At 49.9% G+C, this 15954-nt stretch carries 17 protein-coding genes and 1 tRNA gene; 11 read left to right on the forward strand and 7 right to left on the reverse strand.

Features of this window, described 5'->3' with window-relative positions; genetic code table 11:
* Positions 1 to 6 precede the first annotated feature (6 nt).
* Genes yggS through hemW form a run of 5 tightly spaced genes read left to right on the forward strand, consistent with a single transcriptional unit; the run spans position 7 to position 3312 of the window.
* Positions 7 to 711 carry a pyridoxal phosphate homeostasis protein gene (yggS, locus tag A31E_RS08380; protein WP_016249183.1) on the forward strand — a complete coding sequence of 235 codons (705 nt, stop codon included), beginning with the start codon at positions 7 to 9 and terminating at the stop codon, positions 709 to 711.
* Positions 712 to 728: 17 nt separating this feature from the next.
* Positions 729 to 1295: an osmotic shock tolerance protein YggT gene (yggT, locus tag A31E_RS08375; RefSeq protein WP_001094831.1), complete on the forward strand. Its 567-nt coding sequence runs from the start codon at positions 729 to 731 to the stop codon at positions 1293 to 1295.
* Positions 1292 to 1582, forward strand: coding sequence for a DUF167 family protein YggU (gene yggU, locus A31E_RS08370; protein ID WP_001277217.1), 291 nt, complete (start codon positions 1292 to 1294; stop codon positions 1580 to 1582). The genes yggT and yggU overlap by 4 nt, the downstream gene beginning before the upstream one ends.
* A gap of 7 nt (positions 1583 to 1589) precedes the next feature.
* Positions 1590 to 2183, forward strand: a complete 594-nt coding sequence (locus tag A31E_RS08365) for an XTP/dITP diphosphatase (protein WP_016249184.1) — start codon at positions 1590 to 1592, stop codon at positions 2181 to 2183.
* On the forward strand, positions 2176 to 3312 hold the full coding sequence (gene hemW / locus A31E_RS08360; RefSeq protein WP_000239972.1) for a radical SAM family heme chaperone HemW: 1137 nt from the start codon (positions 2176 to 2178) through the stop codon (positions 3310 to 3312). The genes A31E_RS08365 and hemW overlap by 8 nt, the downstream gene beginning before the upstream one ends.
* A gap of 64 nt (positions 3313 to 3376) precedes the next feature.
* Here hemW and A31E_RS08355 read toward each other — a convergent pair whose 3' ends face one another.
* From A31E_RS08355 to trmB, 5 genes are all read right to left on the reverse strand, one after another.
* Complete coding sequence (locus tag A31E_RS08355; RefSeq protein WP_000745199.1) at positions 3377 to 4384, reverse strand: DUF1202 family protein; 1008 nt, start codon at positions 4382 to 4384, stop codon at positions 3377 to 3379.
* Positions 4385 to 4500: 116 nt separating this feature from the next.
* A complete protein-coding gene (gene ansB, locus A31E_RS08350) occupies positions 4501 to 5547 on the reverse strand; it encodes an L-asparaginase 2 (RefSeq protein WP_000394192.1) in 1047 nt (348 codons plus the stop codon).
* Positions 5548 to 5722: 175 nt separating this feature from the next.
* Positions 5723 to 6442 (reverse strand): YggN family protein, encoded by a 720-nt coding sequence (locus A31E_RS08345; protein ID WP_000984801.1) that lies wholly within the window; start codon positions 6440 to 6442, stop codon positions 5723 to 5725.
* 201 nt (positions 6443 to 6643) lie between these two features.
* Positions 6644 to 6970: a YggL family protein gene (locus tag A31E_RS08340; protein WP_001107572.1), complete on the reverse strand. Its 327-nt coding sequence runs from the start codon at positions 6968 to 6970 to the stop codon at positions 6644 to 6646.
* Entirely contained in the window at positions 6970 to 7689 is a 720-nt protein-coding gene (gene trmB / locus A31E_RS08335; RefSeq protein WP_000786922.1) for a tRNA (guanosine(46)-N7)-methyltransferase TrmB, read from the reverse strand. The genes A31E_RS08340 and trmB overlap by 1 nt, the downstream gene beginning before the upstream one ends.
* Before the next feature lie 160 nt (positions 7690 to 7849).
* On the opposite strand from trmB, the gene mutY reads away from it, so the two are divergent.
* From mutY to nupG, 4 genes are all read left to right on the forward strand, one after another.
* The gene (mutY, locus tag A31E_RS08330; RefSeq protein ID WP_001517060.1) at positions 7850 to 8902 is read left to right on the forward strand and encodes an A/G-specific adenine glycosylase; all 1053 of its coding nucleotides are present in this window, start codon (positions 7850 to 7852) and stop codon (positions 8900 to 8902) included.
* Positions 8903 to 8928: 26 nt separating this feature from the next.
* A complete protein-coding gene (locus A31E_RS08325) occupies positions 8929 to 9204 on the forward strand; it encodes an oxidative damage protection protein (RefSeq protein WP_000091700.1) in 276 nt (91 codons plus the stop codon).
* 66 nt (positions 9205 to 9270) lie between these two features.
* Positions 9271 to 10350, forward strand: a complete 1080-nt coding sequence (mltC, locus tag A31E_RS08320; RefSeq protein ID WP_001517061.1) for a membrane-bound lytic murein transglycosylase MltC — start codon at positions 9271 to 9273, stop codon at positions 10348 to 10350.
* Positions 10351 to 10549: 199 nt separating this feature from the next.
* Positions 10550 to 11806, forward strand: a complete 1257-nt coding sequence (nupG, locus tag A31E_RS08315) for a nucleoside permease NupG (protein ID WP_001517062.1) — start codon at positions 10550 to 10552, stop codon at positions 11804 to 11806.
* Positions 11807 to 11854: 48 nt separating this feature from the next.
* On the opposite strand, the gene speC is transcribed toward nupG, so the two are convergent.
* Positions 11855 to 13990: an ornithine decarboxylase gene (speC, locus tag A31E_RS08310; protein ID WP_000839918.1), complete on the reverse strand. Its 2136-nt coding sequence runs from the start codon at positions 13988 to 13990 to the stop codon at positions 11855 to 11857.
* Between the two features lie 162 nt (positions 13991 to 14152).
* Complete coding sequence (locus tag A31E_RS26260) at positions 14153 to 14236, reverse strand: hypothetical protein (protein ID WP_212976457.1); 84 nt, start codon at positions 14234 to 14236, stop codon at positions 14153 to 14155.
* A 152-nt stretch (positions 14237 to 14388) separates the two neighbouring features.
* Here A31E_RS26260 and A31E_RS08305 point away from each other — a divergent pair, with 152 nt between their 5' ends.
* Complete coding sequence (locus tag A31E_RS08305) at positions 14389 to 15096, forward strand: DUF554 domain-containing protein (RefSeq protein ID WP_016249185.1); 708 nt, start codon at positions 14389 to 14391, stop codon at positions 15094 to 15096.
* 105 nt (positions 15097 to 15201) lie between these two features.
* Positions 15202 to 15277: transfer RNA gene (locus A31E_RS08300), tRNA-Phe, on the forward strand.
* Positions 15278 to 15954 lie beyond the last annotated feature (677 nt).

A 15954-nucleotide genomic window follows, 5' to 3' on the forward strand; every position in this document is an offset into this window, starting at 1 on the left:
CGGAAAATGAACGATATTGCGCATAACCTGGCACAGGTTCGGGACAAAATCTCAACGGCTGCAACGCGTTGCGGCCGTTCTCCAGAAGAAATTACGCTGCTTGCAGTCAGTAAAACAAAACCTGCGAGCGCCATCGCAGAAGCCATCGACGCCGGGCAGCGTCAATTTGGTGAAAACTATGTTCAGGAAGGGGTAGATAAAATTCGCCACTTTCAGGAACTGGGCGTAACAGGATTAGAGTGGCATTTTATTGGCCCGTTGCAGTCTAATAAAAGCCGCCTGGTGGCAGAGCATTTCGACTGGTGTCATACCATCGACCGTTTGCGTATCGCCATCCGTCTTAACGATCAGCGTCCGGCAGAACTTCCCCCTCTTAACGTACTGATTCAAATCAACATTAGCGATGAAAACAGTAAGTCAGGCATTCAACTGGCAGAGCTGGACGAGCTGGCAGCAGCGGTCGCAGAACTACCGCGTTTACGCCTGCGCGGGCTAATGGCGATCCCCGCGCCAGAGTCAGAATATGTAAGGCAGTTTGAAGTTGCACGCCAAATGGCTGTAGCATTTGCCGGACTGAAAACGCGCTACCCGCATGTCGACACCCTCTCTCTGGGGATGTCAGATGATATGGAAGCCGCCATTGCGGCAGGTAGCACGATGGTTCGCATCGGCACTGCTATCTTTGGTGCACGTGATTACTCTAAAAAATAAGGAATTAAAGGAACGCCATGAATACGTTGACTTTCCTGCTTTCAACGGTCATTGAGCTGTATACCATGGTGCTGTTATTACGCATCTGGATGCAGTGGGCTCATTGTGATTTTTATAACCCCTTCTCACAGTTTGTGGTGAAGGTGACGCAGCCGATTATCGGGCCACTGCGCCGCGTTATTCCGGCAATGGGGCCGATTGACAGCGCCTCACTGCTGGTGGCGTACATTTTGAGTTTCATCAAAGCCATCGTCCTGTTCAAAGTCGTAACCTTCCTGCCGATCATCTGGATTGCCGGTTTGCTGATTCTGCTGAAAACTATCGGCCTGCTGATCTTCTGGGTACTGCTGGTGATGGCGATAATGAGCTGGGTAAGTCAGGGTCGCAGCCCAATTGAATATGTGCTGATCCAGCTTGCCGATCCGCTACTGCGTCCGATTCGCCGCCTGCTACCGGCAATGGGAGGGATTGATTTCTCACCAATGATCCTCGTACTGCTGCTGTATGTCATCAATATGGGTGTCGCAGAAGTATTACAGGCAACCGGAAACATGCTGCTGCCGGGGCTGTGGATGGCGTTATGAGTGCCGTAACAGTAAACGATGACGGTCTGGTATTACGGCTTTATATCCAGCCGAAAGCCAGCCGTGATTCTATTGTCGGTTTACATGGCGACGAAGTAAAAGTCGCCATTACCGCACCGCCGGTCGACGGCCAGGCCAACAACCATCTGGTGAAGTTTCTCGGTAAGCAGTTCCGGGTCGCGAAAAGCCAGGTGGTGATTGAAAAAGGCGAACTTGGCCGCCACAAACAAATTAAAATCATTAATCCGCAACAAATCCCGCCAGAAATCGCGGCGTTAATTAATTAGGTATCCTATGCAAAAAGTTGTCCTCGCAACCGGCAATGCCGGTAAAGTGCGTGAGCTGGCGTCGCTGCTTAGCGACTTCGGTCTTGATATCGTGGCCCAAACGGAACTTGGCGTCGATTCCGCCGAAGAGACCGGCCTGACCTTTATCGAAAACGCGATCCTGAAAGCGCGCCACGCGGCAAAAGCGACCGGTTTACCGGCGATTGCCGACGATTCCGGTCTGGCGGTTGATGCGCTTGGCGGAGCGCCGGGGATTTACTCCGCTCGTTATTCCGGTGAAGACGCAACCGATCAAAAGAATCTGCAAAAACTGCTGGAAACCCTGAAAGACGTACCGGACGACCAACGCCAGGCTCGTTTCCACTGCGTGCTGGTGTATCTGCGTCATGCGGAAGATCCGACTCCGCTGGTGTGCCACGGTTGCTGGACTGGCGTGATTACCCGTGAACCTGCTGGTACTGGTGGCTTTGGTTATGATCCGATTTTCTTCGTGCCTTCTGAAGGCAAAACCGCTGCCGAACTGACTCGCGAAGAGAAGAGTGCCATTTCCCACCGTGGTCAGGCGTTGAAACTGCTGCTGGACGCGCTACGTAATGGTTAAGTTACCGCCGCTCAGTCTCTACATTCACATCCCGTGGTGTGTGCAGAAATGCCCGTACTGCGATTTCAACTCTCACGCGTTGAAAGGGGAAGTGCCGCACGACGATTATGTTCAGCATCTGCTTAACGATCTGGACAATGATGTGGCTTATGCTCAGGGGCGTGAAGTGCAGACAATATTTATTGGCGGTGGTACGCCGAGCCTGCTTTCTGGCCCGGCGATGCAAACGCTGCTGGACGGCGTGCGTGCGCGTTTGCCGCTGGCAGCGGATGCAGAAATTACTATGGAAGCGAACCCTGGTACGGTAGAAGCCGATCGCTTTGTTGATTATCAGCGTGCCGGTGTGAACCGCATCTCTATTGGTGTGCAGAGTTTTAGCGAAGAAAAGCTGAAACGACTTGGACGCATTCATGGCCCGCAAGAAGCGAAACGGGCAGCGAATCTGGCAAGCGGGCTGGGGCTGCGTAGTTTTAACCTTGATTTGATGCACGGGTTGCCTGATCAATCACTGGAAGAGGCGCTTGGCGATCTGCGCCAGGCCATTGAACTAAATCCGCCGCATCTTTCCTGGTATCAGTTGACCATCGAACCCAATACGTTGTTTGGTTCGCGGCCACCGGTGCTACCGGACGACGACGCACTGTGGGATATTTTCGAACAGGGGCATCAGTTATTAACCGCAGCGGGTTATCAGCAATATGAAACCTCCGCTTACGCCAAACCGGGTTATCAATGCCAACACAATCTCAACTACTGGCGATTTGGTGACTACCTCGGCATCGGCTGCGGCGCGCATGGCAAAGTGACCTTCCCGGACGGGCGCATTCTGCGTACCACCAAAACGCGTCACCCGCGTGGTTTTATGCAGGGGCGTTATCTGGAAAGCCAGCGTGATGTAGAAGCCGCTGATAAGCCGTTCGAGTTCTTTATGAATCGCTTCCGTTTGCTGGAGGCCGCGCCACGCGTGGAGTTTAGCCAGTATACCGGCCTTTGCGAAGAAGTGATTCGCTCTCAGTTAGACGAGGCTATCGCTCAGGGTTATCTCACCGAATGTGCGGATTACTGGCAGATAACGGAACATGGGAAGTTGTTTTTAAATTCACTGCTGGAACTGTTTCTGGCCGAGTAAACTTGTTCTGCCGGATGCGGCGTAAACGCCACATCCGGCTACAAGCCATGCATCATCGCAAAAATTACTTAATCACCCCATTACGCCGCAGTTGTTCGGTATCTTTTTTCCAGCGTTCATTAGCCTGGTTGATATCGTCAATCTTCATCAAAATCGCGACTTTTTTACTGTTTATTTCCGAAACTTTCATCGTTAACGGATATTGCCCTTTTTCAAGCTTTATCCAGTCATCCTGCAATTTACGGCTGAGTTTTTGTGATTGCAGAAAAGTCTGTCGCCGCTGCTCGTTGATATCAAAATCCCGTTTCTGCTGAATCGGCACTTCATAACACTCTTCACTCTGTTTATGACATGCCGCAATCGCCGGTTGATAGACCTCTTTGTCATATTTAGCCGCGAACACCTCGCTATCATTCTGTTTATTAAACGCATCCCGTTGCTGGTGTATTTTTTTAAAAGCGTCTTCACGAGTCATTTGCTTGCCATCTGCCCCTTTTCCCCAATAAGCATTCGCCGCTTTCTGTGCCGCAACCATTTGCTTATCAAGCTCTTTCACTTCCTTTTCCAGCCCCGAAATCGAATTCATCTGCACATTCAGCGCTGACTCAAGCTGACTAAAGCGATAATTGAAATCTTCGCTATTCACAATCAGGTACTTATTATTCGTTTTGATATCATCAACAAACCGCCCACTATCGCTGGCTGCTGCCTGAAAAGAGTAAAAATTCACCGTCCAGCCAGACGCGGGCGTTCCTTTACTGGTTAACATCGCTGAGAATTTTACGGGTTTATCTTTCACCCAGGTCTGTTCCAGAAGTTGATAATCTGCCAACTGACCGATCCAGGTATAGAGATCATCGTTAGAAGAGACATCACCTTCCGCAGACCAGGTGGCCTGATTCCCCTTCGCATCAAGGTTTTTTAAATTGATGGCATCCAGTTTGAGAATGCCGTGATATTGCTTTTTGAATTGATCTTTTAAGACATTTTCAGTTGGCGGTTCACCATCGGCCCAGCCATAACCTGACATCAACACAAACAACGCCGTACCTACAATCCATTGTTTTTTCACAGTGAAAGTCTCGCGTGGAATAATTTATTCATGTGATTATCATCATGATAATTATGATTGACAATGGACGTGAGTCTGAAGTGAGAAAGCCCCGGCACGATACCGGGGCGAGGCGATTAGTACTGATTGAAAATCTGCTGGATCTGCTGTGGATCTTTAGTTTGCGTCAGCGCCAGTTGCAGCAGAACGCGCGCTTTTTGCGGGTTCAGCGTACCAGAGGCGACGAAACCGTATTTCGCATCATCCACTTCGGCATCCTGAGTGGTTGCGCCCGTCGGTACGCGAGAAGAACGCACTACCGCAGTGCCGTTTTTCGCCGCGGTTGCCAGGGTGTCGAATACGGTTTTATACAGGTTACCGTTACCCACACCGGCGCTAACGATGCCGTCATAGCCCGCATCTACCAGTGCTTTTGCCGGAAGATCGGATGCGTTAGCATAGTTATAAACGATACCAACTTTCGGCAGTTCATTCAGCTTAGAGACATCAAACGGCGTATCGCTGGTGTGCTTACGCGCCGGAGTACGTTGATAGTCGATTTTACCGTTGTGAATGTAACCCAGTGGACCGAAGTTAACAGACTTGAAGGTCGCTACATCGGTAGTGTTGGTTTTGGTCACGTCACGACCATCCAGCACGGTGTCGTTCATCACTACCAGCACGCCACGGTTAGCGGAGGCTTTATCTGCTGCGGTCACTACCGCGTTATACAGGTTGAATGGACCGTCTGCGCTCATGGAGGTGGACGGACGCATTGCGCCGACCATCACTACTGGCTTATCACATTTTACGGTCAGATCGAGGAAGTAAGCGGTTTCTTCCATCGTGTCTGTACCGTGAGTAATGACGAAGCCGTCAGTTTTATCGCAGTCGGTATTAATTTTTTTCGCCAGTGTCAGCCAGACATTATCATTCATGTCCTGGGAGCCGATGTTAACGACCTGCTCGCCTTTAACGTTCGCAATGTCCTTCAATTGCGGCACCGCATTGACCAGGTTTTCTACGCCAACTTTACCCGCTGTGTAGTTAGATTTGGTTGCGGAGTCACCACCACCGGCAATCGTCCCGCCGGTCGCTAAAATGGTGATATTCGGTAATGCTAATGCTGCACCACTAAAACCCATAACCAGTGCGGCAAGTGCCGTCTTTCTGAAAAACTCCATTTCATTCCTCCAGTTACGTGAACGCTACGTATTATCCCTTAGCTTTGTATAGGAAATTTGACGTTAAACAATTTACAACGTGAATGGATTTTGGAGATCTATAAAGTTAGAGGCAGGTAACAAAACGAAGAATTAAACGGCATAAAAAAGTATTATGCCGTCTTAAAATAGAGGATTATTTCAAATTCCCAACCAGGGCTTTGCGGCTATCTTCCAGGGTCACCACACGGCTACAGACATCTTTGCCAAACTGCTGGAAATCTTTTTCCTGCTTTTTCCACTCGGTTTGGATGGAGGATTGCAAACCACCCAGGCTTCCCAGCACATTCTGTAACGGATTACCGCCGCTTTTCAGTACCGCTTTCGCGCCCATTTCATTAATGCTGTCCTGCAAAATTCCACCCATCGCCTGATTCACTAGTTGCTGGCCTTCGGCGCGAACCTGATCAATGGCTTTATAGTGGAACGTCAGGCCATCGCTGCGCGTTTCAATAATGCGATTCATCTGTTCTTTCAACTGCGCATCGAGCTTGGTCAGACGGCTGCGCATTTTACTGCTTTCACCCATCTCCTGAACGATAATTTTATCCAGTGCGACGCGGGCTTTCTCAACGCGGCTCTTAGTCCCTTCATCAATCCACGGCAACGTGCTGCGCAGTTCTGCCTGATAATCCTTCGCCTGCTCGCGCTGGGCGGCACTCAGAGAATATTGCTTGCCGTTGTACATCACATTGCCGTCTGGCGTGATCACCAGATTGCCGTTTTCGCCCTTCACCTGTACGGTTTGCGGGCTGACAATCACATCGTCACGCGGTGTGACGCTGCACTGGTAGTCGGCGTGAGCAGTCATTGCCGTTACTGAAAGTGCTGCCGCCAGCAGCATTTTGCGCATCATAATCTTCCCTCAAGAACAAATCAGGCCAGCATTTGCTGGCCCGGATTGATAACAAAGTGCGCATTGTCCATGCCGGATGCGGCGTAAATGCCTTATCCGGCCTACTCAATCGTGCAACCTCAATATATTGCATACCCATTGTAGGCCTGATAAGCGTAGCGCATCAGGCAGTTTTGCGTTTGTCATCGCCCGTATGCTTTCTTAGTCCCACCAAACGTCGAAAAGTTCGCTGGTGCGTACCTCATCCAGTTTGCGCTCTTCCAGCCACTTACGCACAATCGCCTGATGTTCTTCGGTGCATTTGCCAATTTCCTGCATGCAGATCAGACCTTCCCAGGCCAGATAACCACTGCCGTCAAAAGCCAGCTTGTTCGGTTCGACAACCTCGTTAATAAAATCATCAACGGTTTTATCAATCTGTTCTTCCGATGTACCTTCCGGGAATCGCCATGCCACCGAAAATCCTAATTCCTGGAATTCGTCGATGTGCATTTTTTTACGCAGACGACGGCTACGGTTCTTTGCCATTATTTCACCCTCTCGAACATTAAGTCCCATACTCCGTGACCAAGACGATGACCACGTTGTTCAAATTTCGTCACCGGACGTGATTCCGGGCGCGGTACGTAATCGTTACTTTCTGACAGGTTTTTATAACCGTCAATGGAAGACATCACTTCGAGCATATGTTCCGCATAAGGTTCCCAGTCGGTCGCCATATGGAATACGCCCCCCAGTTGCAGTTTGCTTTTTACCAGTTCAGCAAACGGCACCTGAACGATACGGCGTTTATTATGACGTGCTTTGTGCCACGGGTCAGGGAAAAAGAGCTGAACCATGCTCAATGAATTGTCAGGAATCATTTTATGCAGCACTTCGACCGCGTCATGACACATCACGCGCAGATTGCTCAGCCCCTCTTCATGCGCGGAAGCCAGGCAAGCGCCAACGCCCGGCGAATGCACTTCAATGCCGAGGAAATCCTGCTCCGGACGCTCTTTCGCCATTGCCACCAGCGAAGCACCCATGCCAAAACCAATCTCAAGCGTCACCGGCGCTTCACGGCCAAACAGCGTCGGGAAATCCAGCATATCTTCGCTGAACTCAACGCCCATCACCGGCCAGTAGTTTTCCAGCGCATGTTCCTGGCCTTTGGTCAGTCGCCCCTGGCGGCGTACAAAACTACGGATACGGCGCAGAGGACGGCCGTTTTCATCAAATTCCGGTGAGATGACGTCGTTTTTCATAAAGATTTAGTCGCTTGTGAAAGTGTTCTGAAAACGGGCATTATCCAAAGTTAGTTGCCGGATGCAAGCATGATAAGGCCGCGGCTGCGGAAAGTTCCGGTTTACACCCTGTCGTCGCTGTGCTGCAATCTTGCCCCCAACAACTGTGAATTTGGTGACCATGCAAGCGTCGCAATTTTCAGCCCAGGTTCTGGACTGGTACGATAAATACGGGCGGAAAACCCTGCCCTGGCAAATTGACAAGACGCCCTACAAAGTATGGCTCTCAGAAGTGATGTTGCAACAAACTCAGGTTGCGACTGTTATCCCCTATTTTGAACGCTTTATGGCGCGCTTCCCGACGGTGACCGATCTCGCCAATGCGCCGCTGGATGAAGTTCTCCACTTGTGGACCGGGCTTGGCTATTACGCCCGCGCGCGCAATCTACATAAAGCGGCACAGCAAGTTGCCACCTTACACGGCGGAAAATTCCCGGAAACCTTTGAGGAAATCGCCGCACTACCGGGCGTCGGGCGTTCCACCGCGGGCGCGATCCTCTCACTTTCTCTGGGTAAGCACTTTCCGATTCTCGACGGTAACGTCAAACGCGTGCTGGCGCGCTGCTATGCTGTAAGCGGCTGGCCAGGGAAAAAAGAGGTCGAGAATAAACTGTGGAGTTTGAGCGAACAGGTGACGCCCGCCGTCGGTGTGGAGCGGTTTAATCAGGCGATGATGGATTTAGGCGCGATGATCTGCACGCGCTCGAAGCCAAAGTGTTCGCTCTGCCCGCTACAAAACGGCTGCATTGCCGCGGCCAATGATAGCTGGTCACTTTATCCAGGCAAAAAACCGAAACAGACGCTGCCGGAGCGCACCGGCTACTTTCTGCTGTTACAGCACGAAAATGAAGTATTTCTGGCGCAGCGTCCGCCAAGTGGATTGTGGGGCGGTTTATACTGCTTCCCGCAGTTTGCTGATGAAGAAAGTATGCGGCAATGGCTGGCGCAACGGCAGATCAACGCCGGTCACCTGACGCAACTCACCGCGTTTCGTCATACCTTCAGCCATTTCCATTTAGATATTGTGCCTATGTGGCTTCCCGTGTCGTCATTCACCGGTTGCATGGATGAAGGCAATGCGCTCTGGTATAACTTAGCGCAACCGCCGTCAGTTGGCCTGGCGGCTCCCGTGGAGCGTTTGTTACAGCAGTTACGCACTGGCGCGCCGGTTTAGCGCGTGAGTCGATAAGAGGATAATTTATGAGCAGAACGATTTTTTGTACTTTCCTGCAGCGTGAAGCAGAAGGTCAGGATTTTCAGCTATACCCCGGCGAACTGGGAAAACGCATCTACAACGAGATTTCCAAAGAAGCCTGGGCGCAGTGGCAGCACAAGCAAACCATGTTGATCAACGAAAAGAAACTTAACATGATGAATGCTGAGCACCGCAAGCTGCTGGAGCAGGAGATGGTCAATTTCCTGTTCGAAGGTAAAGAGGTACATATCGAAGGCTATACGCCGGAAGATAAAAAATAAAAAGACATTGCCGGAGCACGCCTCCGGCAACTTGCATAAAAACAAACACAACACGCACCCGGAATGATGAAAAAATATCTCGCGCTGGCTTTGATTGCGCCGTTGCTCATCTCCTGTTCGACGACCAAAAAAGGCGATACCTATAATGAAGCCTGGGTCAAAGATACCAACGGTTTTGATATTCTGATGGGGCAATTTGCCCACAATATTGAAAACATCTGGGGATTCAAAGAGGTGGTGATCGCCGGTCCTAAGGACTACGTGAAATACACCGATCAATATCAAACCCGCAGCCACATCAACTTTGATGATGGTACGATCACTATCGAAACCATCGCCGGGACGGAACCTGTCGCACACCTGCGCCGGGCAATTATCAAAACGTTACTGATGGGTGACGATCCGGGGTCGGTCGATCTCTATTCCGATGTTGATGATATTACGATATCAAAAGAACCTTTCCTTTATGGTCAGGTAGTAGACAACACCGGGCAGCCAATTCGTTGGGAAGGTCGCGCGAGCAATTTCGCGGATTATCTGCTGAAAAACCGCCTCAAAAGCCGCAGCAACGGGCTGCGTATTATCTACAGCGTAACCATTAATATGGTGCCGAACCACCTTGATAAACGTGCGCATAAATATCTCGGTATGGTTCGCCAGGCGTCACGAAAATATGGTGTCGATGAGTCATTAATTCTGGCGATTATGCAAACCGAATCCTCATTTAACCCGTATGCGGTCAGCCGTTCCGATGCGCTGGGATTAATGCAGGTAGTACAGCACACCGCCGGGAAAGACGTGTTCCGCTCACAGGGGAAATCCGGCATACCTGGCCGCAGTTTCTTGTTCGATCCTGCCAGCAACATTGATACCGGCACCGCATATCTGGCGATGCTGAATAATGTTTATCTCGGCGGCATTGATAACCCAACGTCGCGGCGTTATGCCGTCATCACCGCCTATAACGGCGGCGCTGGCAGCGTGTTACGTGTTTTCTCGAATGATAAAATTCAGGCAGCTAATATTATTAACACCATGACGCCAGGTGATGTTTATCAGACTTTGACGACCCGCCATCCTTCTGCGGAATCTCGCCGCTATCTCTATAAAGTGAACATGGCGCAGAAATCTTACCGCCGTCGATAATTTCACCTTTGCCTCTGACATTACTTCGAGGCAAAGTGTTACACACTTCACAATTTCGCCTTGCAAATTGAGATTATTTGCAATTATTTGCTACGGATAACAAAAAAACAGTCAGCGAAGTTGATAGAATCGCATCATCTTGCACGGTCAAATGTGCTTTTTAAAACACTCATCCGCATCACGATGTGAGGAAATTAACATGAATCTTAAGCTGCAGCTGAAAATCCTCTCTTTTCTGCAGTTCTGCCTGTGGGGAAGTTGGCTAACGACCCTCGGCTCATATATGTTCGTTACCCTGAAGTTCGACGGTGCTTCTATTGGCGCAGTTTATAGTTCACTGGGTATCGCCGCGGTCTTTATGCCTGCTTTGCTGGGGATTGTGGCCGACAAATGGTTAAGTGCGAAATGGGTATATGCCATTTGTCACACCATCGGCGCAATTACTCTCTTCATGGCGGCGCAAGTTACCACGCCGGAGGCGATGTTCCTCGTTATCCTGATTAACTCGTTTGCCTATATGCCAACGCTTGGGTTAATCAACACCATCTCTTACTATCGCCTGCAAAACGCGGGGCTGGATATCGTTACTGATTTCCCGCCAATCCGTATCTGGGGCACCATCGGTTTTATTATGGCGATGTGGGTGGTGAGCCTGTCAGGCTTCGAACTAAGCCACATGCAACTGTATATTGGCGCAGCCCTTTCCGCCGTTCTGGTGCTGTTTACCTTTACGCTGCCGTATATTCCGGTTGCTAAACAGCAAGCGAATCAGAGCTGGACGACTTTGCTGGGGCTTGATGCATTCGCGCTGTTTAAAAACAAGCGTATGGCGATTTTCTTCATCTTCTCGATGCTGCTGGGCGCGGAACTGCAGATTACCAACATGTTCGGTAATACCTTCCTGCACAGCTTCGACAAAGATCCGATGTTCGCCAGCAGCTTTATCGTGCAACATGCGTCAATCATCATGTCGATTTCGCAAATCTCTGAAACGCTGTTCATTCTGACTATCCCGTTCTTCTTAAGCCGCTACGGTATTAAGAACGTAATGATGATCAGTATTGTGGCGTGGATACTGCGTTTTGCGCTGTTTGCCTACGGCGACCCGACTCCGTTCGGTACTGTACTGCTGGTGCTGTCAATGATTGTCTACGGCTGCGCATTCGACTTCTTCAACATCTCTGGTTCGGTGTTTGTGGAAAAAGAAGTTAGCCCGGCAATTCGCGCCAGTGCGCAGGGGATGTTCCTGATGATGACCAACGGCTTCGGCTGTATCCTCGGCGGTATTGTGAGCGGTAAAGTGGTTGAGATGTATACCCAAAACGGCATTACCGACTGGCAGACCGTATGGCTGATTTTCGCAGGTTACTCCGTGGTTCTGGCCTTCGCGTTCATGGCGATGTTCAAATACAAACACGTTCGTGTCCCGGCGGGCACACAGACGGTTAACCACTAATTACACCAAGAAAAACGGGCTACCAGATGGTAGCCCGTTTTTTTGTTCTCACTTCAACACATAACCGTATAAACGTTTCATGCCGTCGGCATCGGTTTCGCTATAGACACCTTGTAGCTCCGGCGAAAACCCCGGCAACAAATTCACGCCTTCTTCCAGTGCGAGAAAATAACGCTGTACCGCGCCTCCCCATACCTCCCCCGGCACCACGCAAAGCACGCCAGGTGGATACGGCAGCGCGCCTTCCGCCGCAATCCGCCCTTCGGCATCACGAATACGCACTAACTCCACTTCACCACGAATATAGGCGCTATGCGCATCCTGGGGATTCATCACTACAGGCGGGAAACTCTGTTGGCGGAACATCGCTTTTTGCAGGTCTTTGACGTCGAAACTGACATACAGATCGTGCATCTCCTGACACAACTGGCGCAGGGTATAGTCGCGATAGCGCACCGGATATTTGTTATAAACGCTCGGCAACACCTCAGCCAGTGGCGAGTCATCCTCAATATGCTGTTCAAACTGTGCCAACATTGCGACCAGTTGTGCCAGCTTCTCGTGGCTCTCCGCCGGGGTTAATAAGAACAGAATAGAGTTGAGATCGCACTTTTCCGGCACAATGCCATTCTCACGCAGATAGTGCGCCAGAATCGTCGCAGGAATACCAAAGTCGCTATATTCACCGGTTTCGGCATCGATACCGGGCGTGGTCAGTAGCAGCTTGCACGGATCAACAAAATACTGATCTGCGGCATATCCCTCAAAGCCGTGCCAATTCGCCCCCGGTTCAAAACTGAAGAAGCGACGGTCGCTGGCCAATACTGACGTCGGATAATCCTGCCACAATTTGCCACCAACAACGGGCGGGATAAACGGGCGAAACAGCTTACAGCGTGCAAGAATCGCCTTGCGCGCTTCAATGCCCAACTCAACACACTCCGCCCACAGTCGACGACCGCTCTCCCCTTCATGGATTTTGGCGTTAACGTCCAGCGCAGCAAACAGCGGATAGAACGGACTGGTGGAGGCGTGGAGCATAAAGGCATTATTCAACCGCTTATGCGGGCAAAAGCGCGCCTGCCCGCGAATATGGTTATCTTTTTTGTGGATCTGCGAAGTCTGCGAGAATCCCGCCTGCTGTTTGTGCACCGACTGGGTAACAAAGATCCCCGGATCGTTTTCGTTAAGTTCTAACAGTAACGGCGAGCTATCTGCCATCATCGGAATAAACTGCTCGTAACCGACCCACGCGGAATCAAACAGAATGTAATCGCACAAATGCCCAATGGTCTCGATCACCTGGCGAGCGTTATAGATAGTACCGTCATAAGTTCCTAACTGAATAATTGCCAGGCGAAACGGGCGCGGTAGTTCGGCTTTTTCTGGTGCCACTTCACGAATTTGCTGGCGCAAATAGTCTTCATTAAAACAATGCGCATCAATACCGCCGATAAAACCGAACGGGTTACGCGCGGCTTCCAGATACACCGGCGTCGCCCCAGCCTGAATCAATGCACCGTGATGATTCGACTTATGATTGTTACGATCGAACAGTACCAGATCGCCACGCGTTAACAGCGCATTGGTAACCACTTTGTTTGCTGCCGAAGTGCCGTTAAGCACAAAATAGGTTTTATCAGCATGAAACACTTTGGCCGCAAACTTCTGCGCATCCTTCGCTGAGCCTTCATGAATAAGCAGATCGCCCAGTTTCACATCGGCGTTGCACATATCGGCACGAAAAACGTTCTCACCGAAGAAATTGTAAAAATGACGCCCCGCAGGATGCTTTTTAAAGAACGCGCCATGTTGATGACCCGGGCAAGCAAAAGTGCTGTTGCCCATCTCAACATATTGCGTCAGCGTGTCATAAAACGGCGGCAACACGTTCTCTTCGTACTGGCAGGCTGCAGATTCCAGCTCCAGCCACTGCTGCTCGTTGCCATTGATTACCGCCGCGACGCCCGCAGGCAATTCAACAATCTGTTCGGAATACAAAAACACCGGTAGATGAAAACCAGTGCGTTTAAGTAACGCAAGAATGCCACTGCGGCTATCCGCAGCGGTAATGACGACTGCCGCGACGTCCGTAAAATCAGTATCTTCCAGCGCCACCACGCGACGATGGGTAGAAATTCGGGAAACCAGTTCACTACTGGCGGCAATACTCATTGATTTCATAAATGTAAAACCCGTTTCGGGGAGGTAAAAATACCGGGCAAGGTGTAAAAACCTGCCGCATGAGATGTGGGTCAAACTGGTCACCAGCTCCGACCGCCAGACATCAGTAAAAGCAGAATGGCTCTGATTTTACTGTTGTCCTACAGTGAGCGTGCGTTAACTTCACCGCATGAGCAGTAATATGGAAAGGGAAGCGTTTCGCGCAAAACGGCGATAAACAAGAGAATGTAAGGAGGTGGCGTGCATCGGGCAAACTCCGTACAACAAGGAGAAAATTCGCGCAATCATGGCACCTTTCACCAGAGCGTGCAAGCCAGGACTTTGCGGTCAGACAAGCAATCGGCGGGACAAAAAGTTCATAATAAAAACATCAAACAACACAATTAACAGGAACTCTTGTGGTCATCGGCCCTTTTATCAACGCTAGTGCAGTATTACTGGGTGGCGTCCTCGGCGCACTGCTTAGTCAACGCTTACCGGAACGGATCCGTGTCTCTATGACATCCATTTTTGGTCTGGCATCGTTGGGAATTGGTATTTTACTGGTGGTGAAATGCGCCAACCTTCCGGCGATGGTTTTAGCGACGCTACTCGGTGCATTAATTGGTGAAATTTGTTTGTTGGAAAAAGGTGTTAATACCGCAGTCGCTAAAGCGCAAAATTTGTTTCGTCACTCGCGTAAAAAGCCAGCGCATGAATCTTTTATTCAGAATTTTGTCGCGATTATTGTCCTGTTTTGTGCCAGTGGCACCGGGATCTTCGGCGCGATGAATGAAGGGATGACCGGCGATCCGAGCATTTTAATCGCCAAGTCATTTCTGGATTTCTTTACCGCGATGATCTTCGCCTGTTCACTTGGCATTGCGGTATCGGTGATTAGTATTCCATTGCTGATCATCCAGTTAACGCTGGCCTGGGTTGCTGCGCTGATATTACCGCTGACAACACCATCGATGATGGCAGACTTCAGCGCCGTAGGTGGTTTGCTGCTGCTAGCAACCGGCTTACGCATCTGCGGCATTAAACTATTTCCGGTGGTCAACATGCTTCCAGCACTACTTCTGGCAATGCCTCTTTCCGCCGCCTGGAGCACCTGGTTTGTCTGATGATGCGTGTAGTAACGGCAAAGTGATGATAGATTGTGCAGTCTGCTATAAATTGAAGAAATTTAATTGACGAGACGAGGCGAATCAGGTTTAATGCGCCCCGTTGCCCGGATAGCTCAGTCGGTAGAGCAGGGGATTGAAAATCCCCGTGTCCTTGGTTCGATTCCGAGTCCGGGCACCACTATTCATAAGGCCTCGCTGAAAAGCGGGGCTTTTTCTTTTTCTGGCTACGGTAAATTTCTGGCCGTTGCAACATGTTATTTGCGTGCGGTATTTCTCGCCATTTTCGCAGATGTCCGTTACTTTTAGACACCTCAACCCCCTCTGATGTGCCTTTTCCTTACCTCACAGCTACGGTCTTTCTACGCTCCTCTACGGCTCCCTTCTCTCGAATTATTCATAATGAAGTAGAAAATACGGGGGAAACAAAGGAATTGTCATTTCGCCTTAATACACTGGTCTAAAAAGGATTCTGTTGCGGGGAAAAATGCGGATTGATCTCCTCCCTGAAAACAGTACCAGTCTAAACAGGAGACTCCAGGAAGGCCAGGCTATACGATCCCGGACTAGTTGAGGAATATAGAAAATCAATTAAACCAGTATTGAAAAACTCACCAATATTTATTGTGTGTTATATTTTTTATTCCACTAGCTTTTTGTGTCTTTTTTTCTAACCTTTTTCCCCGAATGAAATTAATTTTTGACTTTTGAATTACAATCAAACCTCAAGCGTTAAAATGATGTTTGAGGTTGTGTGTAGCTATTATTTTATTTCGCATTAACCACTAAATATATCTATGGGTTCAGACATCGGACATGCCGGACAACAATATGTAATTGATGATTTGATTCATAAAA

It is taken from the genome of Escherichia sp. KTE159 (assembly GCF_000408805.1).
GTDB lineage: Bacteria > Pseudomonadota > Gammaproteobacteria > Enterobacterales > Enterobacteriaceae > Escherichia > Escherichia marmotae.

What these genes read in the sequence shown, in the direction of transcription:
- yggS (WP_016249183.1), top strand. Translation starts at nt 7, where the DNA reads ATGAACGATATTGCGCATAACCTGGCACAGGTTCGGGACAAAATCTCA.
- nupG (WP_001517062.1), top strand. Translation starts at nt 10,550, where the DNA reads ATGAATCTTAAGCTGCAGCTGAAAATCCTCTCTTTTCTGCAGTTCTGC.
- A31E_RS08365 (WP_016249184.1), top strand. Translation starts at nt 1,590, where the DNA reads ATGCAAAAAGTTGTCCTCGCAACCGGCAATGCCGGTAAAGTGCGTGAG.
- speC (WP_000839918.1), bottom strand. Translation starts at nt 13,990, where the DNA reads ATGAAATCAATGAGTATTGCCGCCAGTAGTGAACTGGTTTCCCGAATT.
- mltC (WP_001517061.1), top strand. Translation starts at nt 9,271, where the DNA reads ATGAAAAAATATCTCGCGCTGGCTTTGATTGCGCCGTTGCTCATCTCC.
- mutY (WP_001517060.1), top strand. Translation starts at nt 7,850, where the DNA reads ATGCAAGCGTCGCAATTTTCAGCCCAGGTTCTGGACTGGTACGATAAA.
- A31E_RS26260 (WP_212976457.1), bottom strand. Translation starts at nt 14,236, where the DNA reads ATGCACGCCACCTCCTTACATTCTCTTGTTTATCGCCGTTTTGCGCGA.
- ansB (WP_000394192.1), bottom strand. Translation starts at nt 5,547, where the DNA reads ATGGAGTTTTTCAGAAAGACGGCACTTGCCGCACTGGTTATGGGTTTT.
- yggU (WP_001277217.1), top strand. Translation starts at nt 1,292, where the DNA reads ATGAGTGCCGTAACAGTAAACGATGACGGTCTGGTATTACGGCTTTAT.
- hemW (WP_000239972.1), top strand. Translation starts at nt 2,176, where the DNA reads ATGGTTAAGTTACCGCCGCTCAGTCTCTACATTCACATCCCGTGGTGT.
- A31E_RS08345 (WP_000984801.1), bottom strand. Translation starts at nt 6,442, where the DNA reads ATGATGCGCAAAATGCTGCTGGCGGCAGCACTTTCAGTAACGGCAATG.
- A31E_RS08340 (WP_001107572.1), bottom strand. Translation starts at nt 6,970, where the DNA reads ATGGCAAAGAACCGTAGCCGTCGTCTGCGTAAAAAAATGCACATCGAC.
- trmB (WP_000786922.1), bottom strand. Translation starts at nt 7,689, where the DNA reads ATGAAAAACGACGTCATCTCACCGGAATTTGATGAAAACGGCCGTCCT.
- yggT (WP_001094831.1), top strand. Translation starts at nt 729, where the DNA reads ATGAATACGTTGACTTTCCTGCTTTCAACGGTCATTGAGCTGTATACC.
- A31E_RS08325 (WP_000091700.1), top strand. Translation starts at nt 8,929, where the DNA reads ATGAGCAGAACGATTTTTTGTACTTTCCTGCAGCGTGAAGCAGAAGGT.